Annotated in this window: 25 protein-coding genes; 13 read left to right on the top strand and 12 right to left on the bottom strand. The window is 66.6% G+C overall.

Features of this window, described 5'->3' with window-relative positions; all coding sequences use genetic code 11:
* Window positions 1-127 precede the first annotated feature (127 nt).
* Window positions 128-286 carry a hypothetical protein gene (locus tag AC07NB_RS05865; protein ID WP_376858655.1) on the bottom strand — a complete coding sequence of 53 codons (159 nt, stop codon included), beginning with the start codon at window positions 284-286 and terminating at the stop codon, window positions 128-130.
* A 154-nt stretch (window positions 287-440) separates the two neighbouring features.
* Here AC07NB_RS05865 and AC07NB_RS05860 point away from each other — a divergent pair, with 154 nt between their 5' ends.
* Window positions 441-671: a DUF1289 domain-containing protein gene (locus tag AC07NB_RS05860; protein ID WP_492313895.1), complete on the top strand. Its 231-nt coding sequence runs from the start codon at window positions 441-443 to the stop codon at window positions 669-671.
* A gap of 109 nt (window positions 672-780) precedes the next feature.
* Window positions 781-1290: a retropepsin-like aspartic protease family protein gene (locus AC07NB_RS05855; RefSeq protein WP_291834388.1), complete on the top strand. Its 510-nt coding sequence runs from the start codon at window positions 781-783 to the stop codon at window positions 1288-1290.
* A 93-nt stretch (window positions 1291-1383) separates the two neighbouring features.
* Here AC07NB_RS05855 and AC07NB_RS05850 read toward each other — a convergent pair whose 3' ends face one another.
* The 6 genes from AC07NB_RS05850 to AC07NB_RS05825 all read right to left on the bottom strand — a co-directional run bounded on the left by AC07NB_RS05850 (window position 1384) and on the right by AC07NB_RS05825 (window position 5166).
* Entirely contained in the window at window positions 1384-2208 is an 825-nt protein-coding gene (locus AC07NB_RS05850) for a sulfite exporter TauE/SafE family protein (protein ID WP_291834385.1), read from the bottom strand.
* 23 nt (window positions 2209-2231) lie between these two features.
* A complete protein-coding gene (locus tag AC07NB_RS05845) occupies window positions 2232-2441 on the bottom strand; it encodes a helix-turn-helix transcriptional regulator (protein ID WP_291834382.1) in 210 nt (69 codons plus the stop codon).
* On the bottom strand, window positions 2434-2976 hold the full coding sequence (locus tag AC07NB_RS05840; RefSeq protein ID WP_494571262.1) for a hypothetical protein: 543 nt from the start codon (window positions 2974-2976) through the stop codon (window positions 2434-2436). The genes AC07NB_RS05845 and AC07NB_RS05840 overlap by 8 nt, the downstream gene beginning before the upstream one ends.
* A gap of 127 nt (window positions 2977-3103) precedes the next feature.
* Window positions 3104-3802, bottom strand: a complete 699-nt coding sequence (locus tag AC07NB_RS05835) for a hypothetical protein (protein ID WP_494571261.1) — start codon at window positions 3800-3802, stop codon at window positions 3104-3106.
* Window positions 3803-3864: 62 nt separating this feature from the next.
* Window positions 3865-4374 carry a methylated-DNA--[protein]-cysteine S-methyltransferase gene (locus AC07NB_RS05830; RefSeq protein ID WP_494571260.1) on the bottom strand — a complete coding sequence of 170 codons (510 nt, stop codon included), beginning with the start codon at window positions 4372-4374 and terminating at the stop codon, window positions 3865-3867.
* A gap of 9 nt (window positions 4375-4383) precedes the next feature.
* The gene (locus tag AC07NB_RS05825) at window positions 4384-5166 is read right to left on the bottom strand and encodes an isocitrate lyase/PEP mutase family protein (protein ID WP_291834376.1); all 783 of its coding nucleotides are present in this window, start codon (window positions 5164-5166) and stop codon (window positions 4384-4386) included.
* A gap of 166 nt (window positions 5167-5332) precedes the next feature.
* Between AC07NB_RS05825 and AC07NB_RS05820 the strand changes: the two genes are divergently transcribed.
* The 6 genes from AC07NB_RS05820 to AC07NB_RS05795 all read left to right on the top strand — a co-directional run bounded on the left by AC07NB_RS05820 (window position 5333) and on the right by AC07NB_RS05795 (window position 13251).
* Entirely contained in the window at window positions 5333-6247 is a 915-nt protein-coding gene (locus tag AC07NB_RS05820; protein WP_494571259.1) for a hypothetical protein, read from the top strand.
* 224 nt (window positions 6248-6471) lie between these two features.
* The gene (gene uvrB / locus AC07NB_RS05815) at window positions 6472-8691 is read left to right on the top strand and encodes an excinuclease ABC subunit UvrB (RefSeq protein WP_494571326.1); all 2220 of its coding nucleotides are present in this window, start codon (window positions 6472-6474) and stop codon (window positions 8689-8691) included.
* Between the two features lie 131 nt (window positions 8692-8822).
* Entirely contained in the window at window positions 8823-11072 is a 2250-nt protein-coding gene (locus AC07NB_RS05810) for a DGQHR domain-containing protein (RefSeq protein WP_494571258.1), read from the top strand.
* Window positions 11065-11883, top strand: a complete 819-nt coding sequence (locus AC07NB_RS05805) for a DNA adenine methylase (protein ID WP_494571257.1) — start codon at window positions 11065-11067, stop codon at window positions 11881-11883. Before AC07NB_RS05810 ends, AC07NB_RS05805 begins: the two co-directional genes overlap by 8 nt.
* A gap of 178 nt (window positions 11884-12061) precedes the next feature.
* Window positions 12062-12535: a DUF1579 domain-containing protein gene (locus AC07NB_RS05800; RefSeq protein ID WP_494571256.1), complete on the top strand. Its 474-nt coding sequence runs from the start codon at window positions 12062-12064 to the stop codon at window positions 12533-12535.
* Window positions 12536-12702: 167 nt separating this feature from the next.
* Window positions 12703-13251 (top strand): hypothetical protein, encoded by a 549-nt coding sequence (locus tag AC07NB_RS05795; protein ID WP_494571255.1) that lies wholly within the window; start codon window positions 12703-12705, stop codon window positions 13249-13251.
* 211 nt (window positions 13252-13462) lie between these two features.
* Here AC07NB_RS05795 and AC07NB_RS05790 read toward each other — a convergent pair whose 3' ends face one another.
* Both AC07NB_RS05790 and AC07NB_RS05785 read right to left on the bottom strand, forming a co-directional pair.
* Complete coding sequence (locus AC07NB_RS05790; RefSeq protein ID WP_291837410.1) at window positions 13463-13666, bottom strand: cold-shock protein; 204 nt, start codon at window positions 13664-13666, stop codon at window positions 13463-13465.
* 208 nt (window positions 13667-13874) lie between these two features.
* The gene (locus tag AC07NB_RS05785) at window positions 13875-14636 is read right to left on the bottom strand and encodes an extensin-like domain-containing protein (protein ID WP_494571254.1); all 762 of its coding nucleotides are present in this window, start codon (window positions 14634-14636) and stop codon (window positions 13875-13877) included.
* Window positions 14637-14753: 117 nt separating this feature from the next.
* On the opposite strand from AC07NB_RS05785, the gene ppk2 reads away from it, so the two are divergent.
* Window positions 14754-15503, top strand: coding sequence for a polyphosphate kinase 2 (gene ppk2, locus AC07NB_RS05780; protein ID WP_494571253.1), 750 nt, complete (start codon window positions 14754-14756; stop codon window positions 15501-15503).
* Here the strand turns inward: ppk2 and gluQRS are convergent.
* Both gluQRS and AC07NB_RS05770 read right to left on the bottom strand, forming a co-directional pair.
* Window positions 15500-16336 carry a tRNA glutamyl-Q(34) synthetase GluQRS gene (gluQRS, locus tag AC07NB_RS05775; RefSeq protein WP_494571252.1) on the bottom strand — a complete coding sequence of 279 codons (837 nt, stop codon included), beginning with the start codon at window positions 16334-16336 and terminating at the stop codon, window positions 15500-15502. The two genes, ppk2 and gluQRS, sit on opposite strands and share 4 nt — an antisense overlap.
* Before the next feature lie 12 nt (window positions 16337-16348).
* A complete protein-coding gene (locus AC07NB_RS05770; protein ID WP_494571251.1) occupies window positions 16349-17482 on the bottom strand; it encodes a cupin domain-containing protein in 1134 nt (377 codons plus the stop codon).
* A gap of 44 nt (window positions 17483-17526) precedes the next feature.
* Between AC07NB_RS05770 and AC07NB_RS05765 the strand changes: the two genes are divergently transcribed.
* The 4 genes from AC07NB_RS05765 to AC07NB_RS05750 all read left to right on the top strand — a co-directional run bounded on the left by AC07NB_RS05765 (window position 17527) and on the right by AC07NB_RS05750 (window position 20098).
* Window positions 17527-18183, top strand: a complete 657-nt coding sequence (locus AC07NB_RS05765; RefSeq protein WP_494571250.1) for a DNA-3-methyladenine glycosylase family protein — start codon at window positions 17527-17529, stop codon at window positions 18181-18183.
* Window positions 18184-18323: 140 nt separating this feature from the next.
* Window positions 18324-18974, top strand: a complete 651-nt coding sequence (locus AC07NB_RS05760; RefSeq protein WP_492313876.1) for a trimeric intracellular cation channel family protein — start codon at window positions 18324-18326, stop codon at window positions 18972-18974.
* 13 nt (window positions 18975-18987) lie between these two features.
* Entirely contained in the window at window positions 18988-19386 is a 399-nt protein-coding gene (locus AC07NB_RS05755) for an ASCH domain-containing protein (protein ID WP_291837423.1), read from the top strand.
* A 151-nt stretch (window positions 19387-19537) separates the two neighbouring features.
* Window positions 19538-20098 carry an HNH endonuclease gene (locus AC07NB_RS05750; protein WP_291837425.1) on the top strand — a complete coding sequence of 187 codons (561 nt, stop codon included), beginning with the start codon at window positions 19538-19540 and terminating at the stop codon, window positions 20096-20098.
* Between the two features lie 21 nt (window positions 20099-20119).
* Here the strand turns inward: AC07NB_RS05750 and AC07NB_RS05745 are convergent, their stop codons facing one another.
* Window positions 20120-20755 (bottom strand): glutathione S-transferase family protein, encoded by a 636-nt coding sequence (locus AC07NB_RS05745; RefSeq protein WP_494571249.1) that lies wholly within the window; start codon window positions 20753-20755, stop codon window positions 20120-20122.
* Window positions 20756-20923: the final 168 nt, after the last annotated feature.

The following is a 20923-nucleotide window of genomic DNA, read 5'->3' as shown; positions in this document are numbered from 1 at the left end:
CCCCCTGGAACCAGCCGCGCTCAAGCAGTGAGCGACCGCGTCGCGAGCGATAGCGCCCCTCTAGAAAGACAAAAGCCCCGGACCTTGCGGGCCGGAGCTTCTGTGTTCTTCGGATCCGGGTCTCGCCTTACCGGCGCGCCCTGTCGATCTTGATGGGCACGAAGTTCGACGGGTGGCTGATCACGCGATCGCCTGCGCCGTTGGTGTTCTTCGTGTTCACCAGCATCCCGCCCCAGAGCGCAAAGCTCATCATGGCGTGCTGGAGGTTCCTGTCTTTGTCGTTCATCTGTGATGTCTCCTTTCGTTGAACGATGAAAAGAGACACGTCGTGCTGATCGGGAGTCTCACCGTCATAGTCGTTTCGCGTCATGGTCAAGGTAGGATAATCCTGATCGAATTGCAAGTATTTTTACTCCGCTACCGGACCATATTTCGCACCCATGTCATCAACTGTCCCCTCCGCGCCACACCAGCCGCCCCGGCCCATCGTCACGCCCTGCGTGAAGGTGTGCATCGTCGACGGTCCTACCGGCCTTTGCCTGGGCTGCTATCGCACCCTTCCGGAGATCGGCGGTTGGAGCGCCCTGACCGACGAACAGCGCGCCGCCGTCATGGCCGAGCTGGCCTCGCGCCGCTCGCGGATCGATCCGGCGAAACTGGGGCCTGTCTGACTGGACGGATTCAGATTCCGTCCACCATCCTCCTTCACCGCATCCCAATCGGCCTGTGCGACAGGGGAGGGGCCGCAGTAAGCGGTGATCGCCGCGAGTTCGCGTCTTCATGCGTGTCGACCTGTCTTCCCTCGGGGTGCTGGCCCTGGCCGTTGCCTCGTCGCTGACCGTCCTGTGGTGGATGGAGCAATCCGGCCTGCGTGGCGAAGCCCAGGCCGCCGAAATCCCCGCAATCCACGCCGCCGCGACGGGCGTTCCGGGCCAGGTGCTCAAGGCCGCCGACGGCCACTACTGGGCTGAGGCGCGGATCGACGATCATGCGGTGCGCGTCATGGTCGATACCGGCGCCAGCGTGGTGGTCCTGACCCCCGCCGACGCCGCCCGCCTGGGCTTCGATCTCAAGGCCTCGGATTTCAGCGCCAAGGTGGTAACCGCCTCGGGCCCCGTCCGCGCCGCCCCCGTCCAGCTTCAGGCGGTCTCGGTCGCCGGCGCCCGCGTCGAGCAGGTCGAGGCCCTGGTGGTCGAACAGGGGCTGCCCCACTCGCTGCTGGGCATGAGCTACCTCGGCCGCCTGTCCGCCTTCACCGCGACCCCGGCCGCGCTGACGCTGAGGCCGTAGGGCGAGGGACTAGGGGCTAGGGATTAGATTGATGGGTTCTTGCGGTTCCGGCCTGCTCGCCAAACTAGCCCCTAGCCCCTAGCCCCTAGCCCCTCACAGCGCCTTCACGACCACCGACAGCGCCGTCGCCACCATGTAGACGGCGAAGACCTTGCGCAGGACGCGCTTGTCCAGCCGATGCGCCAGCTTGGCGCCCCAGGGCGCGACCGCCGTGGTCAGCACCCCCATGACGATGGCCGCGGGCACGTTGACGTAGCCGACCGAGAACGGCGGCCGTCCGACCGCATCCCAGCCGAACACCACGAAGCCGAACGCCGCCGCGGCGCCGATGGCCACGCCGAAGCCCGAGGCGGTCGCCACCGCCTGATGGATCGGCCGTCCGCACAGGGTCATGGTCAGGCCGCCGAAGCTGCCGCCGCCGATGCCCATCATCGCCGACAGCCCGCCGATCCCCGTGCCCACGATGCGCCGAGTCCAGCCGGTCGGCATGTCCTTCGCCAGGGTGAACCGTTCGGGCAGGAAGCCCAGCTGCAGCCCGATCAGCGCCAGGCAGACGCCGTAGACGACGGCCAGCCCTTCCATGGAGGCGACGCCCGCGATGGCCGCGCCGACCAGGCCGCCAAGCCCGACCCAGGGCGTCCAGCTTTTCAGCACCGCCTCGTCCACGGCGCCGTGGCTGCGGTGCGCCTTCAGCGAGCGCCAGCTGGTCGCCACGATGGTCAGCAGCGAGGTGCCCACCGCGACATGCAGATTGCTCTCGCCGCCGACGCCCAGCACCTCGAAGGCGTAGAACAGGGCGGGCACGATCACGGTCCCGCCGCCCACGCCGAACAGCCCGGCCACCAGTCCTCCGGCCAATCCCGCCGCGACCAGCGCCGCCAGCAGGATCAGGATTTCGGACAGGGGGAGGGCGGTCATGGATCGGGTTTAGCGGCTCCGCCTCAATCCGCCAGCCAGAACAGGTCCTCGACCTTCGCGTCCAGCGCCCGCGCCAGCGACAGGGCGAGGATGGTCGAGGGGATGAAGACCCCGTTCTCGACCGTGTTGACGGTCTTGCGCGACACCCCGGCTCTTTCAGCCAGTTCCGCCTGCGTCAGGCCCGCCGCCTGCCGCGCCTCCTTCAGCCGCGAGGCCAGCCGCGGATCACCCATCGTCGACCGGGCCCTTGTCCGCCTGACGATGAAGCCAGGCGAAATGGACACAGGCCACGCTGCCGCCCAGCCACAGGGCGAAGGGCAACAGGTACGTCAGCATGCCCGGGGCGCTGAAGCTAATCAGAAAGGCGGCGGCGCCCCCGGCCAGCAGGGCCCAGAAGCCGGACGCGGTGGCTCGCGCCCGGAAGGCATGATTCAACTCGCGATCCGGATCATCACGCAGCCGCTTTCCTTGGTGCCCCCAACCCATCAGGGTCGCGGGGGAGGCATAGAGCCAAAGCAGCACCAGGGACGCGTAGCAGTAGCCCGCCAATCGGTCGCCGTCTTCGAAAGCGCGAGCGGCTTGTGCGGTCCCCCATGCGATCCAGAGCAGGCCGGCGACAACATTGCTGACCAACTGCCAGGTCAGACCGGGTTCAACCGTTGGCTTCCCCTTGAGGCCGGTGTGCGGGATCGGCGCTGGCGTATAGGTCAGCGCTGCTCCCCCGAGGGTAATGCCGATCACGCAAGACAGGATCAGCGAGGTGGACATGTCTAGAGTGTCCAATCGCCCGACGCGCCACATCCACAGGGTTAGGGCGGCGCAGATAAAAGCCATCAAGGCCACGGCGGCCAGGCCAAGTCTCACGCGCGGAACCGCGCCCCATTTCGGCGATCTCTTAGTCATCTCCGCTCATCTCCTGCTCGGCCCGCCGGTGCAGGGCGGCGAACCTCAGGGCCGCCGTCGCCGCCGCGACCCACAGGATCATCGGCAGGGCGATCACCGTCGCGTCCGCGTTCCACAGCCCGACCAGATAGGCCCCGGTCACCCCGACCAGCAGCACCCAGAAGGCGCAGGTTATGGCGCTCGCCCGATAGGCGCGGGTCAGTTCGTCGTCCAGCAGGCGCTTCACCTTCCGTGAACCGCCGTCCCAGCCCATGATCATCAGCGGGATCAGCAGCAGGTTCATCGCCGCCGCGCCGGCCAGGATGACCCCGCCCCAGCTGGTGTCCTCGCCGCTCAGCCATTCCTGGGCACGGGCCATGGCGACCGCCGTGATGCCCAGGGTGGCGGCGGGCAGGATGGTGATCCGGCTGACCCAGTCGCGCTGCAGGCGGTCTCGGTAGCTGCCGGCTCCCTCCCGCGTCCGCTCGGCGTCGTCCCGGCGGAAGGCGAACATTCCACCGACCCCGGCCGCCGCCATCACGGCCCCCACAACGATCGCGATCGCAGAAAGGCCGTGCGCGTCCGGCCCGTCCTCGTGCCGCCTGATGGCGGCGAAGCAGGCGATGAAGACGCCCAGGCAGAAGACCGCCACGGCGACGCCGTACCGCGTCGCCCTCCGTCGTTCCACCGCCTGCCAATTTCCGTCGCTCATGACCCTGCTTCCCGTGTCACCTACGGGTTACATGTCACCTCAGGGTTACATGAGTCAAGCGGTCAGAGCAGCAGGGCGCCCTCGTGCCTCAGCAGCCAGGTTTTGCGCTCCAGCCCGCCGCCGAAGCCGACCATGGCGCCGTCCGCGCCGACGACGCGGTGACAGGGCAGGACCACCGCGATCGGATTGCGGTTCAGCGCCACGCCCGCCGCCTGGGCCGCGCCGGGTTCTCCCGCCCGCTTCGCCATCTCGCCGTAGCTGATGGTCAGGCCGGCCGGGATCTCCACCAGCGCCTTCCACACCCGCGCCTGAAAGCCGTCGCCCGCAGACGCGCCGTCCAGCGACCATGGGATCCGATGCAGCGCGGCCTGGTCGCCGGCGAAATAGGCCGTCAGTCCGTCCTGCACCGCCGCCGGGGTTTCGCCCTCGATCTGGACCGCGTCCGGATATTCCCGCCGCATGGCCTTGCTCAGTCCCTCGCCGAACGACACGCCGCGCAGCCGCCCTTCGGCGTCGCAGGCCAGAGCCAGCGGACCGACGGGGGAGGGCAGGATGGAGAGGGTCAGAATCATCGGGCCAGTCTAGCCCGGCATCAGGGCGTTCATCTCGCCCCAGCCCAGCGCGCCCTCCATCATCGGTTCGGACACGCCCGTGCTCAGGAAGTCCTTCGCCAGCGCCGCCGTCCGGCCGTAGGCGGCGCTCGCCAGTCCCGATCCGGCGCTCAGCCGCCGCACGCCAAGCCGCTCAAGCTCCGCCGCGTTCGGCAGGCCCGGGAAGGCCAGCAGGTTGACCGGCAGGGATGTCGCGCCGGTCAGGGTGGCGATCCCCTCGGCCTCGACCAGCCCCGGCGCGAACAGGCCGTCGGCCCCGGCCGCCTGATAGATCACCGCGCGGCGCACCGCCTCGTCGACCCGCCCCGCCGGCGCGCCCACGCCCGCCAGCCAGATGTCGCAGCGGGCGTTGATGAACAGGGCGTCGCCCACCGCCGCGCGGATGGCCGCGATCTTGGCCGCCAGCGCCTCGGGCGCCTTGCCGCCGTCCTCGATGTTGACGCCCTGGGCGCCCGTCGCGACCAGCCGCTTCGCCGTCGCCGCCACCTCGGCCGGATCGTCGGAATAGCCGCCTTCGAAGTCGACGCTGACCGGGACGCCCTGCGCCGCCCGCACCACGTCGGCGGACATCTGCACGGCGCGGTCGACCGGCAGGGCGTCGCCGTCCGGCCAGCCCAGGGCCCAGGCGCAGCCCGCGCTGGTGGTGGCGATGGCCCGCGCGCCCAGCGACCGCATCACCGCCGCGCTCCCGGCGTCCCAGGCGTTGGGCAGGATCAACAGGCCGGATCGATGCAGGTCGTGAAAGGCGGTCATGGGAAACTCCTCCGTGTCGGACGTCTACATGGGGGCGCGTTCGGCCCGACGCTGGCGGTTTCCGGACATCCTCACCATCCTCGCCATCCTCGCCTTGCCGCGCCGCAGCAACCTTAACGGCTGCGCACCGTTCTTCCGGCCTCGAACAACGGTCGGAGCCTGACCCATGACGTCCAACAAACTCCTTTACGCAGCCGCCGCCGGCGCGCTGGTCCTTGGCGCCGCGCCGCTGGCCGCGGCCCAGACGCCCTACGGCTCGACCCAGCAACAGCCGACGAACCAGCAGGACGCCGTCGGCGCCATTCTCGGCGCCCTGTTCGGGGATCGTCTCGGTGTCTCGTCTTCGCTGGAGACCGAATGGAGCCGGGGACGCCGTCCGCTCTCAAACCAAAGCAGCCAATTCCAGACCCGGCTCGACGCCGATGTCCGCTCGGGCCGTCTGTCCAGCAGCGAAGCCCGTCGCCTGCGCGACGAATACGATGATCTGGTCCAGCTGGAGGCCCGCTACACTGCCGACGGCCGGGTCACAACCCAGGAGCGGGCCGATCTGGTCGCCCAGTATCGCGAGTTCTCGCAGCGGGTCGAAGCCGGCGGCTCCGACTATTCCTCCGGCCGCGCATCGGTCGCCGACGGCCGCGCCGATTTCGAGGCCCGGGTCGACACCGCCGTGCGCAACCGCCGCCTGACCCGCACCGAGGGCACGCGCCTGAAGACCGATTATCAGGACCTGATCCGCGTCGAGAGCGGCTACCTGCGCGACGGCCGCCTGACCGCCCAGGAACGTGACGACCTCGACAGCCGGCTGGACGCGCTGGACGCCCGCGTCGGCGACGCGCCCTCGGGCGGGAACAACGGCGGCGGCTATCAGGACAACCGCACCCGCCTGTCCAATATCGAGCGCGCCCTGTCGTCGAACAGCGCGGGGCTGAGCCGCACCGAGATCGCCGACATCCGCGTCGAGGCTGGCGACCTGGCCCGCCTCGAAGCCGCCTACGGCCGCACCCAGCCTTCGTCCGACGATCGGTCCTATCTGGATCGCCGCATCGGCGAGCTGGAGGTTCGCGCCCGCGTGCGCCGCTAAGGATCTGACTGCTGCCAACCTGCTGTCAGCAGCCTAACATGCGGGGCGTGCGTTCACTGGCGCACGCCCCCTTCGCTGACTAGATTGCGTTCATGGCCCGTTCTCCCCGGAATTCCTCCCAGACCACCCCGCAGGGGACGCGCAAGCCCGAGCATGTCCCCGGCGTGGCCGAGGCCCAGGAGCCGTTCATCTTCGACCCGGCGGCGGGCAAGAACCGCCAGCCCATGTTCGCCCCCGTCACCGGCCCGCGCCTGACGCCGGAGGAGGCGCCGGGCAAGCCGTCCGACTGGGTCCCGCACCGTCCGGACCGCCCGCAGGACCGCAAGTCCATCCCCTTCCGGCTGGAGACCCGGTACAGTCCCGCCGGCGACCAGCCCTCGGCCATCGCTGAACTGGTCGCGACCGCCGAGGCCGGCGAGCGGGATCAGGTGCTGCTCGGCGTCACCGGCTCGGGCAAGACCTTCACCATGGCCAAGGTCATCGAACAGACCCAGCGCCCGGCCCTGATCCTGGCCCACAACAAGACCCTCGCCGCCCAGCTCTATTCCGAGTTCAAGAGTTTCTTCCCGGACAATGCGGTCGAGTATTTCGTCTCGTACTACGACTATTATCAACCGGAAGCATATGTACCAAGAACTGATACATATATCGAAAAGGATAGTAGTATAAACGAGCAGATCGACCGTATGCGCCACTCGGCGACGCGGGCGATCCTGGAGCGGGATGACGTCATCGTGGTGGCGTCGGTCAGCTGCATCTACGGCATCGGCTCGGTCGAGACCTATACCGCCATGACCTTCACGCTGAAGGTCGGGGACCAGATCGACGAGAGCAAGCTGCGCGCCGACCTGATCGCGCTGCAGTACAAGCGCAACGACCTGAATTTCGAGCGCGGCATGTTCCGCAAGCGCGGCGACGTGCTGGAGATCTTCCCGGTCCACATGGAGGACCGCGCCTGGCGCATCCAGCTGTTCGGGGACGAGGTCGAGAGCATCCAGGAGTTCGACCCCCTGACCGGCAAGAAGACCAATGACCTGACCGAGGTCACCGTCTACGCCGCCAGCCACTACGTCACGCCCAGACCCTCGCTCAACCAGGCCATGACCGGCATCAAGGCCGAGCTGAAGGAGACGCTCGACTGGATGGTCGAGAACGGCAAGCTGCTCGAGGCCCAGCGCCTGGAGCAGCGCGTGCGCTTCGACCTGGAGATGATGGAGGCCACCGGCGCCTGCGCCGGCATCGAGAACTACAGCCGCTGGCTGACCGGCCGCGCCCCGGGCGAGCCGCCGCCCACCTTCTTCGAATACATCCCCGACAACGCCCTGCTGTTCGTCGACGAGAGCCACGTCACCGTCGGCCAGATCAGCGCCATGTACCGCGGCGACTACCGCCGCAAATCAACCCTGGCCGAGTACGGCTTCCGCCTGCCCAGCTGCATCGACAACCGCCCGCTGAAGTTCGACGAGTGGGACGCCATGCGCCCCCAGACGATGTTCGTCAGCGCCACTCCCGGCCCGTGGGAGCTGGAGCGCACCGGCGGCGTCTTCACCGAACAGGTCATCCGCCCCACCGGCCTGATCGACCCCCCGGTCGAGATCCGCCCGGTCAGCGGAACCACCCGCAACCAGGTCGACGACGTCATCGACGAGGTGAAGGCGGTCGCGCAGCAAGGCTACCGCTCCCTCGTCACCGTCCTGACCAAGAAGATGGCCGAGGACCTGACGGAGTACATGCACGAGCAGGGCGTCCGCGTCCGCTACATGCACTCCGACGTCGACACGCTCGAACGCATCGAGATCCTGCGCGACCTGCGCCTGGGCGCCTTCGACGTCCTGATCGGCATCAACCTGCTGCGCGAGGGCCTGGACATCCCCGAGTGCGGCCTGGTCGCCATCCTCGACGCCGACAAGGAGGGCTTCCTGCGCTCCGAGACCAGCCTGATCCAGACCATCGGCCGCGCGGCGCGGAATGTCGACGGCCGCGTCATCCTCTACGCCGACCGCATGACCGGCTCGATGGAGCGCGCCATCGCCGAGACCAACCGCCGGCGTGAGAAGCAGGTCGAATACAACACCGCCCACGGCATCACCCCGGAGTCGGTCAAGCGCGACATCAAGGAGATCCTGGCGTCGCCCTACGAGTCCCGCGAGATGGACCGCCTGACCAACCCGGGCCTGAAGGACGAGTCCAAACCCTTCGTGGGCACCAATTTCCAGGCCGCCCTCAAGGACCTGGAAGGCCGCATGCGCAACGCCGCCGCCAACCTGGAGTTCGAGGAAGCCGCTCGCCTGCGCGACGAGATCAAGAAGATGAAGCTCCTCGACCTGGAGTTCGCCAACGAGGTCCTCACCGGCGCCGGCGAGGAGGTCGACAAGGCCGCGCCGAAACGGTGGCGGGCGGAAGCGGCGGCGGAGAAGGCGGAGGCGTTCAGGAAGGGGCGGTGAGGGGAGGGGGGACTAGTTTTGATGGTGCTCTAGGCAATTCCGACAACTCTTAGTAGCTTCGGCTTGGGCGTTGTTAAGCGGGGGCTGAGGTATTGTCGGAATCTAACTCTGCGGTGATCCCGGTAGACGGGTTGACCGAGTCCAAGGCTGCACGGATCGCTGAATACAAGAAGCGTCGCCAGCCGTACTCCACGAAACGGATCAGTCAGGCAGAGCTTCAAGATCATCTTGATGGCGACTGGGAGCTGGACCGCGAGATGCAACGTGGGGTCCGCGTCCGTCGGCCAAAACGTTTAGACGAACAGCTGGAGAACCAGCTTTGGGTTCTGCTCTACCTTCTCGGCTACGAGAAACTGAACGTCGGCCGGCATTTCAAGGTCACGGTGGACGTCGAAGGTAAGAAAATCTCCAAGCAGATCGACGTCCTGGCGCTTGATGACGAGACTGCAGTCGTTGCGGAGTGCAGGTCCGCCGAGTCCATGAAGTCGAAGAGCCTTCAGGCGGAAATCTCGGAGTTTGATTCCGTCAAAAAGCAGATTGCGAACGCCATCCGCGCGCACGGCGGGCCGGGCTACAAGCCAAAGATCATCTGGATGATGGTCACGGCCCGTATACGTTGGAAAGAGAACGATCTTGCTCGCGCGAAGGATCGCCAAATCCATGTCGTCCGCGAGCATGAGTTGCGATACTTTATGGAGATCGCAAAAATCCTGGGCCGGGCCGCAAAGTATCAGTTCCACGCGGAGTTTCTCAAGGGACAGTCGATTCCAGCGCTGTCGCAGACCTTCGTTATGGCGTCGCGGTTCAAACTAGGAGGGCGGAATGCCTACGCCTTCACTATCACGGCCGCTGACTTGCTTCGGCGAGCCTTTGTGAACCACAGGGATCTACGTGACCCCTCTGGAGCGCCCACGTATCAACGGCTGATCAACCCAGGGCGACTGAAGAAGATTGCGAACTTCCTTGAGGGAGGTGGTTACTTCGCTAACTCGATCCTCGTGAATTTCCATCACGATCTTCGGTTCGACATTGGCCAAAAAGATCTCGCAGGAGATACCCATTTTGGACAATTGTATCTTCCCGATACGTACAAGAGCTGCTGGATCATAGACGGGCAACATCGGCTCTACGGAGCTGCGGTTGTTAGTGATCCGGATCTTGCGCCAGCTATCCCAGTGGTCGCGTTCGAACGGCTGCCCGCTGAAGAGGAAGCCAATCTGTTCGCGACAATCAATCGGGAACAGAAACAGGTTCAGAAGAAGCTCCTAGACGAACTGGACGGAGAGCTTAAGTGGGGCTCTGACGATCATCGGGAGGCGTTGAACGCGATCGCGGTCCGTGCGCTCGACATGCTCCGTGGAGAAGTGCTTGGTCCATTCGAGGACCGCATTGCCTTGCCGGGAATGCGTGGGCGCCAGCAACCCCTGACCGTTCCCCAACTGAAGCCAGCCATTATTCAGAGTGGATTGATCGGCCGTATTTCGAGTCGTGACGGCGGGTTCGTCGCGGGGCCGCTGACCGGTTCATGCCACGAGGACACGCTCGCTAACCTGACGAGTTTTATGAGCGACTTCTTCGAGGGAGTGAGACAGGTCAACCCAGATAGATGGGCCGGCTCGGACGTTCCTCTTTGCCACAACGTGGCGGTGGCGGCGATCATTCGACTGGCGGGCGACTTGGTAAGGCACCTCGAACGAACTGAGAGGATCGACGTCCATGAACTGCCGCCTGGCGAGTTGGCGGATCAGACGAAGTTACTCGCTCAGCCTTTCATCGCGTTTTGCCAAAGCGCTACGGATGAAGAGTTCAAGGCTCGTTTCCCGATAACGTTCGGCACCGGCGGGCCGCGTCGCTACTTCCTGCAAGCAGCGAACCTGATCTCTGAGCAGGTGGCGTCATTCTCCGTGGAAGGACTCGACGAGTTCCGCGTCAACACCTCCAAGGGTCGGACGGATCATGGCGATCAAGCCGTACGATGGATCAGCGACACGCTGCACAGCTTCGTCGTCGGTAAGCTACGGGAGGTCTACGGTGCCGATTTCTTCGAGAAGGGCATCAAGAATAAAGATATCAAAATCAAAGCGTACAGCAAAAGAGCCGACACGGATCCAGATGGAAATACCCCGCTCGAAACGTATCTAGATATCATTGAGCTGAAGAAAATTGCTGAAACCACCGAAAACTGGGCCCATTTCCGCGATGTATTAAACATTCCATTGCCAGGTCAGCAAAAGGGGCTCGCCAAATACGTCAAGTGGATCGACGATTTCAATGATGTGCGGAAAATTTATGCGCATCCGTTCAATAGGTCTTACTCTGATGCTGACGTAGAACTTCTAGAGTTGGTTCAAGAAAAACTGAAGGCGAGCCTCAATGTCTGAGCTCGCGTCCTATGTTACTCCACCGCTCAAATGGGCTGGTGGAAAGCGTTGGTTCGTACGTAACCACATGTCTCTTTTTCCGGAAGAATACGGCGCGTATTTTGAGCCGTTCTTTGGAGGGGGCGCTGTGCTCTTTTCATTGTTGCCGGAAAGAGCAACTATCTCCGACGCCAATCTCGACCTAATACGTACCTACAAGGCAATTCAATTCGATTTTGAAGGTGTGGAAGCTGCGCTAAGGCGTCACGCAAAGAATCATAGTGACGAATATTTCTATGTGGTCAGGTCTGATCGACCTGATGACCCTGTAGAGTTAGCTGCGTGGTTTTTGTATCTTAACCGTACATGCTACAACGGTCTCTATCGTGTGAATAAAAAAGGTAAGTTCAACGTACCTCGAGGAACGAAGGATGCGGTCCTTTTGCCATCAGACGATTTTGAGGCGGTCGCTAAAGCCTTGGACGGGTGCGAAATACTCTATTCAGATTTCGAACCTGTCGTTGACAGTAGCAAGGCTGGCGATTTTGTTTTCTTAGACCCTCCATACACAGTGAGGCACAACAATAATGGCTTCATTAAATACAATGAGAATCTATTCTCATGGGAAGATCAGGTCCGTTTAGCTAAGGCTGTGGCACGGGCGGCGCGTCGAGGCGTGAAGTTATTGGTGAGTAACGCAGACCATCAATCCGTCCGCCAACTCTATGAGGGCATTGGGGCAACCCTCACTGTTGATCGGCACTCTGTCATCGGCGGCGGTGCCGGCTATCGAGCGAACACGTCGGAGATTGTGGTGAAGGTCGGGTATTAAAAGTAACTGCCCGAAGTCCACTCTACCAATTCCACCTTCACCCCCCCGTCCTGCCACCTTCGCTGCACGCGCTCGGGATAACGATAGCGGGGAGAGTGAAGACTCCTCACCTGCTGCCACTCTGCTGTCAGCAACACCCTGCTACCCCTCCCGCCATCACCATGACCGGGAGCCCCTCATGACGGATTTCGAGTTCCAGACCGGCGACTGGCGGGTGCGCCATCGCAAGCTGAGGGGACGGCTCGTCGGGTCTACGGAGTGGGTCGAGTTCGGCGGGACCTGCCGCGCCGTCGGGTTGATGGCCGGGGAGGCCAATGTCGAGGACCAGGTGCTGGAGGACCCCGACGGCGCCTGGCGCGCGGCGGCGTTCCGGCGGCGCGATCCGGCGACCGGGGTCTGGTCGATCTGGTGGCATGACGGGCGCTCCAGCCAGGTCGACCCGCCGGTGCAGGGACGATTCGAGGACGGCGTCGGCCGGTTCTTCGCCGAGGACAGCCTGGACGGCCGGTCCATCCGGATACGGTTCGTCTGGTCCGACATCACGGCGACCAGTGCGCGGTGGGAGCAGGCCTTCTCCGCCGACGGCGGCGCGACTTGGGAGGTCAACTGGATCATGACCTTCGAACGGGTGGGGGCGGACGGGGGCGGCTGACCTTCGGCATTCCGCCGGCTCACGCAGCGCGAGCGGGGGATGAAGATGGGGAAGGTGCGGCCGCGCCCCACCCGTCTGTCGCTGCGCGACAGCCACCCTCCCCAGAAGGGGAGGGAGAATGAGGGCGTACGTCCGGTTTTGACGTATCGCCGGTCTATCGTTCGCGCATGGACTGGAGCGATCAGAAAATCCGTTCGGAGGAGACCTGGGACGAGATCCGTCGCCAGTGGGAGGCCGGGGAGACCGGGGCGTCGCTGGCGCGGCGGTATCAGGTCGGGCTGGCCAACCTGTGGCGGCGACGGGCCTCGGAGAACTGGGGGCGGCCCGAGCGGGCCGATCCGAAGCCGGAGCCCGTGGAGGGCTGGGACCGGTGGGCGCGGGCGCGGCTGGAGGCGTTCGAACTGAGGCTGGCCGAGACGCGGGCGCTGGCGATGACCCTGGCCGCCGCCATGCAGGGGGAGGAGACGCCCGTGGGCGTGCCCCTGTGGCATGTCGGCTTCGTGCTGGAGTGGCGGGCCGAACATCTGGGCGCGGAGGTCGCGGCGAAGGACCGGGCGTGGCTGACCGACAAGCACCCGTGGACCGAAACCTTCTGGGACGAGGAGGGGCGGCTGGGGCCGTCCGGCTATCTGGACGGGCTCACACTGATGGCCAACCGTGAGGCGTGGCGGGAGGAGACAGGGCTGCCGGCGGGCGTGGCGGAGGATGTGCCGTGAGAAGGCGGCATCTCGTCCTTCTCCCCTCGGGGGAGCAGGTGGGCGGCGGAGCCGCTCGGATGAGGGGATGTCGGCGGAGGATGGGTTCGTGCGGCGGTTCCCCCACCCGTCCCGCTTCGCGGTCCACCCTCCCCAGGAGGGGAGGGAGAAAACAAAAAGGCGCGGAGGCCTTGGCCCCCGCGCCCATCTTGTTCGACGTGGGTGTCGATCCCTAGAGGATCTTCAGGTCCACGGCCGAGGTCTTGCCGCGCTGGGATTCCAGCTCGTATTCGACCTTGGCGTTTTCATCGAGGCCCGCGAGGCCGGCCTTCTGAACCGCGGTGATGTGGACGAAAACGTCCGAGCCGCCGCCATCAGGCTGGATGAAACCGAAACCCTTGGTCGGGTTGAACCACTTGACCGTGCCGGTCGCCATAATGCGTCTCCGTAAACGCGCTTTCCAGGCGGATGCCCCGACGGGGTCATCCGTCAGCCCATCTGGACAAGCTCGTTCCGTAAGAAGGAGCGGTGCACGGGTGTGGAGGCCGCGCGAAATCCGGACTGCGGGCGAAGTTCTCTCCCGCAAAACCGGACTGGTCAACAGCAAAGAGATTCGTTCGCAAGGCGAACATTATGAGCAGGGTTTAACCACACAGGCCGCGCGGGGCGCCGTCAAGGTGCAGGTGGTCCTTGTGCGCCTCATTGTAGTCCGGGGTCAGAACGGTCGAGAACACCCGGCAGCCGCCGTCCTTCAGGCGGTGCAGGAAGCGGGCCCCGGGCTCCCCCGCCTGGCCCTGGCCGGCCCAGTCATTGGCCACGGAGACGGTGCGGCCGTCCTCCAGGGTGACGCCGGCGACGTCCAGGGCGTTGGCGCGGGCGTGTTCGCTGGGGCGGTCCTGGGGCCTGTCGGAGTTGTAGATGCGGCGGCAGGCGTAGGAGCCGTAGTTGTCGACCCGGGCGACCTTCGAGCCGAGGATCTCCTGCGCGGCGGGGCGCAGCACCTGCCGGTCCCAGATGACGTAGCGGACCGCCAGCGGGCACTGCATGACCAGGCCGCCGGGGGCCAGGGGGGTGATGTCGCCGCCGGTGATGCGCACGGCGCCGCGCACGATGCAGAAGCCGCCGTCGTCGCGGTCGGGCGCGCGCTCCACCGTGACGCCCGCGTCGCGCAGGATCTGGATGCAGGCGTCGGTGACGGCGGCGACCTCCTCCGGGGCGGAGACGCGGGTCAGCTCGAAGTCGTCGACCTTGGCGGCGGTGGCTTGGCCGATGGGATGGCTGAGGTCCAGCGGCTTCCACGGCAGGTCCTGGGCTGGGGCGAAGGCGTTCAGCAGGGCGAAGGCCGCGCAGACGCCCAGCGCGGCCTCCCACATCAGGTTCCAGAAATCGGCGAAGTCGCGCTGCATGCCCGCACAGGGTTAACCGGCCCGGGCGGTTCGGCAAAGGGCGATCGGGGGGCTGCAACGGCCCGCAAGCTTGGGCGTTGCATTGCCCGACGCGCCATGGGGGCGCAGGGTGGGCGCATGGCCAAGACCAAGAATGACTATGACGACGTGCTGGAGCGGCTCCAGATCGCGATCGTCGACACCCAGGCGTGGACGATCGACAACGGCCGGCGGACGCTGATCGTGTTCGAGGGACGGGACTCGGCGGGCAAGGACGGGGCGATCAAGCGCCTGACCGAATACATGTCGCCGCGGCAGACGCGGGTCGTGGCCCTGCCCAAGCCGACCGACCGCGAGATGACCCAGTGGTATTTCCAGCGCTACGTCGGCCACCTGCCGGCGGCGGGCGAGACGGTCATCCTGAACCGCTCCTGGTACAACCGCGGCGGTGTCGAGCCGGTGATGGGCTTCTGCACCCCGGCGCAGCACGAGCAGTTCCTGAAGGACGCGCCGCGCTTCGAGCGGATGCTGGCCGACGACGGGGTGACGATCATCAAGCTGTGGCTCGACATCTCCAAGGACGAGCAGGCCAAGCGGCTGGGCGAGCGGATCGAGGACCCGCTGAAGCGGTTCAAGGTGTCCTCGCTGGATTCCGAGGCGCAGGCCCGCTGGGACGCCTACAGCGCGGCGCGCGACCGCATGCTGGACGAGACCGACAGCAAGCACGCGCCGTGGAGCGTGGTGGCCACCGACGACAAGAAGACCGCGCGGCTGAACATCATCCGCCACATCCTGCGGACCATCGGCGGGCCGGGCGCCAAGGTCGAGGCGCCGGACAAGGCCGTGGTCTTCTCGCCGGCGAAGAACACCGACGGGCTGTTCCGCTAGAAGCCCAGCTCGGCGCGCAGGGTGGCCGGGTCCAGCCCCTCCGAGCGCAGGTGGGCCAGGGTGACGGAGCCGTCGCGCTTGGCGTAGCGACGGCCGTCCTCGCCGGTGATCAGCCGGTGGTGGCGATAGACCGGCGTGGGCCAGCCCATCAGGGCCTGGATCAGGACCTGGATATGGGTCGCCTCGAACAGGTCCTGCCCGCGGATGACGTGGGTGACGGCCTGCAGGGCGTCGTCATGGGTGACGGCCACATGATAGGCGGTCCCGGCGTCCTTGCGGGCCACGACCACGTCGCCGGCGGTTTCGGGCCGGGCGCGGATCAGGCCGCGGTCGCCGTCGCCCTCCTCGACGAAGGCCAGGGCGTCCCAGGCGCGGGCGCCGAGCGTCTCGCGGGCGCGGTCCAGCGACAGCCGCCAGGCGAAGGGACGGCCCTCCGCCAGCAGGGCGGCTTCCTCGTCGACGGGGTGCGGGCCGGGCCGCACCGCCTCCGCCGCGCCGTGCGGGGCGTCGCCGATGGAGTCCAGGATCTCCTTGCGGGTGCGGAAGCAGCGGTACAGCAGGCCGCGCCGGTCCAGGGCGTCCACCACCGTGGCGTAGTCGGCCAGGTGTTCCGATTGACGCCGCACCGGCGCGTCCCAGTCCAGCCCCAGCCAGGCTAGGTCCTCGAGGACGCCGGCGTCGAACTCGGGCCTGCAGCGGGTGGGGTCGATGTCCTCGATCCGCAGCAGGAAGCGCCCGCCGGCCGCCCTGGCCGCACGCCAGGCGGTCAGGGCCGAGAAGGCGTGGCCCTTGTGCAGCCGTCCGGTCGGAGAGGGGGCGAACCGGGTGATCATGCGGCGCGCGCCTCAGACCCTTTGCAGGGCGCCCGCGGCGAGGGCGGCTTCGACCCCCGCGCGGATGTCGGCCTCGGAGACGAAGTCGAAGCGGGCGACGGCGTCCTCGACGGCGAACTGGCGCTCGAACTGCATCCACTCATAGGCCACCTGCACGCCGGTGGGGGCGCGGGGGAAGGGGCGGCCCGTGATCCGGCACAGCGTCACCGGCTTGCGCTCGGGCAGGCTGAAGCCAGAGGGGCGGGCGACCAGCTGGGTCTGGGTCATGGCCACCTCGTCGAGGAAGGCCGGCGAGGCGGACAGGGCGGCGAGCAGCTCGCCCAGCTCCTTGAGCCGCCGTCCGAGGGCGGCGCCGCCGTCGCGCGAGGCGGGCGGCAGATAGGCCCGGAAGGCAGTGTTCTGCATGGCGGCGTTGTCGAGCAGCTTGAGCAGGATCCGGCCGTAGAGCGGCGCGACGGAGAAGGTCACGTGCAGCGATCCGCCGTCCTGGGCGAGGGCGTCGTGATACCAGCCGCGCGGCAGGTAGAGGACGTCGCCGGGCTTCATGACGACCTTCTGGATCACCGGCCCACGCGTCTGCTCGAAATAGCGGCGGGTCTCGGCGTTGTCCGGCAGGGGATCGACGGGGTTGGCCGCGCGGCCCTGATACAGGTTCCAGACCTTCTCGCCCTCGGTGTGGATCACGAAGACGTCGTGGTTGTCGTAGTGGGTGCCGAACGCCTGCACGCCCTGGAACGAGCAATAGACATTGGCCCCGACCCTGGCGCCGAAGGCCTCGCCCAGCGCGGCGGTGATCGCGGTCAGGGGCGGGTGCAGGTACATCACGTCGTTGGCGACCAGGCTGGCGCCCGTGGCCAGCAGCATCTCGACCTTCGCCGGCACGGGCCGCGGGATCGCGCCCTCCATCGTCGTCAGCGTCGTGCAGTACTGTTCGGGCGGCACGGCCTGATGGTTCATCATCAGGCGAAGGGTGTTGGCCGACCAGTTGGTGGTGCGGTCCAGCATGGCGTTGAAGTCGGCCCAGGCCAGGACCTGCCGCTTGCGGCGATCATCGCCCGCCGGGACGTGCAGCGGTTTCCGGTCATCATAGTCCGCGAAGAATTGCGCGGGCGTGATCGGGTGCAGAAGATCGTCCAGGGTGAACATGCCAAACGATTAGATCGCCCGCTTTCCCCTGTCGATGAGGTCCCATGCCCGTTCCGCCCGACCCCGCGCAGATCGCCGCCGCCCGCGAGGCGCTGATCGCGCTCGACCCCGCCCTGGGTGAGGCGCACCTGCGCCTGCCGGTGTTCGAATGGCGGCAGAGGACCGGCGGTTTCGAGGGCCTGTTCCGGATGATCGTGGAGCAGCAGGTCTCCGTGGCCTCGGCGAACGCCATCTGGAAACGGGTGGTGGACGGGCTGGAAGGGGTGGTCACGCCGGAGCGTGTGCTGGCCACCGACATCGAGACGCTGCGGTCCTTCGGCCTGTCGATCCAGAAGGCCACCTACGGCCACGAGATCGCCCGCGCCCACGTCGAGGGGCGGATCGATTTCGATCATCTGGAGACGCTGTCGGACGACGAGGCGGTGGCCCGGCTGGTGGCCATCAAGGGCGTTGGGCGATGGACGGCCGAGACCTTCCTGATGTTCTGCGAGGGGCGTACGGACGTCTTCCCCGGCGGGGACATCGCCCTGCAGGAGGCGATGCGCTGGGCGGACGGCGCGCCGCTGCGGCCCCGCGAAAAGGAGGCCAATCGCCGGGCCGAGGCGTGGAGCCCGCACCGCAGCGTCGCCGCCCATCTGCTGTGGGGCTGGTACGGCGCGGTGAAGCGGGGCGAGATCGCGCTGGAGAACCCGCCCGCGTAGAGCGAAACCGGTTTGGATGCTTTGGCATCCGAACTCAGATTTCGCTCCAACGTCGTGCCTGGAGCCTGATCCACGGCATCGATGGATCGCGAAGCGATTCCATCTCAACCGATCAGGCTCTAGGCGCTACAAGCGAAACCATGACGCCGATCATCGATCCCGCCATCGCCAATCCCGAGACGGTTCTCGGCGCGCTCGACTTCGCGGGCGTGGCCGTGTTCGCCGCGACCGGCGCGCTGGCGGCGGCGCGGCAGAAGCATGATCTGGTCACCTTCGCCTTCTTCGGCGCGATCACCGGCGTGGGCGGCGGCACCCTGCGCGACCTGCTGATCGGGGCGCCGGTCTTCTGGGTGCAGGACTGGCGCTACATCGCCGTCTGCCTGGCCGCATCGGTGGCGGTCTGGCTGATCGGCGCACGGCCGTGGCGGTTCCGCGCCCTGCTGTGGCTCGATGCGGTCGGACTGGCGGCCTATGGCGTCATGGGGGCGGCCAAGGCCGGCGCCTTCGGCATCGCGCCGCTGATCTGCATCGTCATGGGCGCCCTGACGGCCTGTTTCGGCGGGGTGGTGCGCGACCTGCTGGCGGGGGAGCCGTCCATCCTGCTGCGGCGCGAGATCACCGTGTCCGCCGCCCTGCTGGCGGCCACCGTTTTCGTCATCGCCCGCGTGCTGGGTCTGGATATCTGGCCGGCGGCCATCGTCGGCGGCGCGCTGGGCTTCGGCCTGCGGGCCGGGGCGCTGGCCTGGGGCTGGAGCCTGCCGGCCTTTCCGGGCACCGTCGTCCGCAACTGAGGAAGAACCCGTGATGACCCTATCGCTCGACGCCTTTGGCGACGCGCCCCGCTGGGCGTTCGGGGACAGCCCCGAACTGGCTGACGAGCTTCTGGCCCTGGTTCTGGCGGGCGGAAAGCGGGCGACCTGTTCGTCGCTCGCATCCTGCCAGGCCGACATCATGCCCACGGTCGGCGAACTGAGCGTGATCCTGGACGGGGCGGGAACGCCCACCTGCGTCATCCGCACGACCGAAGTCGAGATCATGCCTTATCGCGACGTGAGCGAGGACTTCATGCGCGCCGAGGGCGAGGGCGATCTGTCGCCCGAGTACTGGCGCACGGAGCACGAGGCCTACTACCGGCGAGAGGGGCATTTCTCGCCGGATATGCTGGTGGTGTGCGAGCGGTTCGAACTGGTCGGCCGCTTTTAGGCGGCGTCGCGAAAGCGTCGTCGTCCAGTCATCGCCAAGCTGTCGAATCAGGTCTAGCCTTCTCCTTGCCCTCATTGGGGCCTGACGAGGGAAGGAGACGTGTCTTCAGTCCTGTCGCTTCCATAACCCTCCGTCACGCGGAGCGGACCTGATGCAGGTCCTCAGTCGCCCCCCGTCGGGTTGGCCCGCGCTGGTGTTGAACGCCGACTTCCGTCCGCTGTCCTACTATCCGCTGTCGATCTGGCCGTGGGAGGAGGTGGTGAAGGCGGTGTATCAGGACCGCGTCGACGTGGTCTCGGTCTACGACAAGGTCGTGCGCAGCCCGTCCATGGAGATCCAGCTGCCCAGCGTGATCGCGCTGAAGAGCTATGTGGATCAGGACCGGCAGCCCGCCTTCACCCGCTTCAACGTCTTCCTGCGCGACGGCTTCGCCTGCCAGTACTGCGGCGACAGCGCCGAGCTGACCTTCGACCACGTCATCCCGCGCTGCCGGGGCGGCCGCACGACGTGGGAGAACATCGTGGCCGCCTGCGGCCCCTGCAACCTGCGCAAGGGCGGGCGCACGCCCCAGCAGGCGCAGATGATGATCCGCCGCGCGCCCCATAGGCCCAGCGCCTGGCAGCTGCAGGAACACGGCCGCCGCTTCCCGCCGCACTACCTGCACCAGAGCTGGCTCGACTACCTGTACTGGGACATCGAGCTGGAGCCATAGGCTTCTGGCCGGTTCGCCGGATCAGCCGATCCGCGTCAGCCGCCGCAAACCCTCCTCCATCTCCCCGATCACCCGGTCGATGTGCGGATCCTCCCTCGACAGGCGGGCGTAGGTGTCGAGGGGCGAGCCGGGCTCGAGCAGGTCCAGTCCGAGACGGTCGGCGGTGACCGCGACCGCGAACAGGGCGGGGGCCAGGGCGCAGTCGGCGATGGTGAGATGATCGCAGAGGGCGTATCGCGGCCCCTCCAGCAGGCCATCGACCATCTGGAGGCCATTCAGAAGATCCTCGACCGCGCGTCGCGCGCTCGCGCTATCGGTCCGTGGATCGGCGAGCGTCACCACCGGCGGCATCAGATAGAGATCGACGTGCTGCACCAGCAGCCGTGCGGTCGCCCGGTCAAAGAGATCGACGGGCATCAGCGACGAAGGGCTCGGGAAGCGCTCCTCCAGATATTCGAGCAGGACGGAGGACTCCCAGAGGGCGCCCCGGTCGTCGAGCAGCACCGGGACGCGGCCGGTCGGGTTCAGGTCCCGAAACTGGCGACTGTTGGGCCAGCCCGAGGGCGGCGGGACGATGTTGACCAGCAGATCCTTGGCGTAGATCGCGATACGAACGCGAGCCGCGAACGGCGAAACCGGAAGGCTGATCAGGTCCATGCCGGGGCTCCTCCAAAGCCGGTCCCCGGAAAATCGGAGCCGGGCATTCTTCGGTCTGCCACTCCTGAGTCAATGTCGGAACGGGCTCCGCGAACCGGCCCTCGCGGCTCGTGATGATTTCCCGGAACGCCGCTTCCATCGCCGACGTTGACGGCAGGTCCCGCTTGG

The organism is Brevundimonas sp. GW821-FHT09G01 (assembly GCF_059416065.1).
The sequence above is the reverse complement of the archived record's forward strand: the minus strand, read 5'-3'. Positions and strand labels throughout refer to the sequence as shown.

What these genes read in the sequence shown, in the direction of transcription:
- AC07NB_RS05770 (WP_494571251.1), bottom strand. Translation starts at nt 17,482, where the DNA reads ATGTTCACCCTGGACGATCTTCTGCACCCGATCACGCCCGCGCAATTC.
- AC07NB_RS05795 (WP_494571255.1), top strand. Translation starts at nt 12,703, where the DNA reads ATGGACTGGAGCGATCAGAAAATCCGTTCGGAGGAGACCTGGGACGAG.
- ppk2 (WP_494571253.1), top strand. Translation starts at nt 14,754, where the DNA reads ATGGCCAAGACCAAGAATGACTATGACGACGTGCTGGAGCGGCTCCAG.
- AC07NB_RS05830 (WP_494571260.1), bottom strand. Translation starts at nt 4,374, where the DNA reads ATGATTCTGACCCTCTCCATCCTGCCCTCCCCCGTCGGTCCGCTGGCT.
- AC07NB_RS05805 (WP_494571257.1), top strand. Translation starts at nt 11,065, where the DNA reads ATGTCTGAGCTCGCGTCCTATGTTACTCCACCGCTCAAATGGGCTGGT.
- AC07NB_RS05825 (WP_291834376.1), bottom strand. Translation starts at nt 5,166, where the DNA reads ATGACCGCCTTTCACGACCTGCATCGATCCGGCCTGTTGATCCTGCCC.
- AC07NB_RS05745 (WP_494571249.1), bottom strand. Translation starts at nt 20,755, where the DNA reads ATGGACCTGATCAGCCTTCCGGTTTCGCCGTTCGCGGCTCGCGTTCGT.
- gluQRS (WP_494571252.1), bottom strand. Translation starts at nt 16,336, where the DNA reads ATGATCACCCGGTTCGCCCCCTCTCCGACCGGACGGCTGCACAAGGGC.
- AC07NB_RS05860 (WP_492313895.1), top strand. Translation starts at nt 441, where the DNA reads ATGTCATCAACTGTCCCCTCCGCGCCACACCAGCCGCCCCGGCCCATC.
- uvrB (WP_494571326.1), top strand. Translation starts at nt 6,472, where the DNA reads ATGTTCGCCCCCGTCACCGGCCCGCGCCTGACGCCGGAGGAGGCGCCG.
- AC07NB_RS05855 (WP_291834388.1), top strand. Translation starts at nt 781, where the DNA reads ATGCGTGTCGACCTGTCTTCCCTCGGGGTGCTGGCCCTGGCCGTTGCC.
- AC07NB_RS05835 (WP_494571261.1), bottom strand. Translation starts at nt 3,802, where the DNA reads ATGAGCGACGGAAATTGGCAGGCGGTGGAACGACGGAGGGCGACGCGG.
- AC07NB_RS05755 (WP_291837423.1), top strand. Translation starts at nt 18,988, where the DNA reads ATGACCCTATCGCTCGACGCCTTTGGCGACGCGCCCCGCTGGGCGTTC.
- AC07NB_RS05750 (WP_291837425.1), top strand. Translation starts at nt 19,538, where the DNA reads ATGCAGGTCCTCAGTCGCCCCCCGTCGGGTTGGCCCGCGCTGGTGTTG.
- AC07NB_RS05785 (WP_494571254.1), bottom strand. Translation starts at nt 14,636, where the DNA reads ATGCAGCGCGACTTCGCCGATTTCTGGAACCTGATGTGGGAGGCCGCG.
- AC07NB_RS05850 (WP_291834385.1), bottom strand. Translation starts at nt 2,208, where the DNA reads ATGACCGCCCTCCCCCTGTCCGAAATCCTGATCCTGCTGGCGGCGCTG.
- AC07NB_RS05845 (WP_291834382.1), bottom strand. Translation starts at nt 2,441, where the DNA reads ATGGGTGATCCGCGGCTGGCCTCGCGGCTGAAGGAGGCGCGGCAGGCG.
- AC07NB_RS05800 (WP_494571256.1), top strand. Translation starts at nt 12,062, where the DNA reads ATGACGGATTTCGAGTTCCAGACCGGCGACTGGCGGGTGCGCCATCGC.
- AC07NB_RS05765 (WP_494571250.1), top strand. Translation starts at nt 17,527, where the DNA reads ATGCCCGTTCCGCCCGACCCCGCGCAGATCGCCGCCGCCCGCGAGGCG.
- AC07NB_RS05840 (WP_494571262.1), bottom strand. Translation starts at nt 2,976, where the DNA reads ATGTCCACCTCGCTGATCCTGTCTTGCGTGATCGGCATTACCCTCGGG.
- AC07NB_RS05760 (WP_492313876.1), top strand. Translation starts at nt 18,324, where the DNA reads ATGACGCCGATCATCGATCCCGCCATCGCCAATCCCGAGACGGTTCTC.
- AC07NB_RS05820 (WP_494571259.1), top strand. Translation starts at nt 5,333, where the DNA reads ATGACGTCCAACAAACTCCTTTACGCAGCCGCCGCCGGCGCGCTGGTC.
- AC07NB_RS05865 (WP_376858655.1), bottom strand. Translation starts at nt 286, where the DNA reads ATGAACGACAAAGACAGGAACCTCCAGCACGCCATGATGAGCTTTGCG.
- AC07NB_RS05790 (WP_291837410.1), bottom strand. Translation starts at nt 13,666, where the DNA reads ATGGCGACCGGCACGGTCAAGTGGTTCAACCCGACCAAGGGTTTCGGT.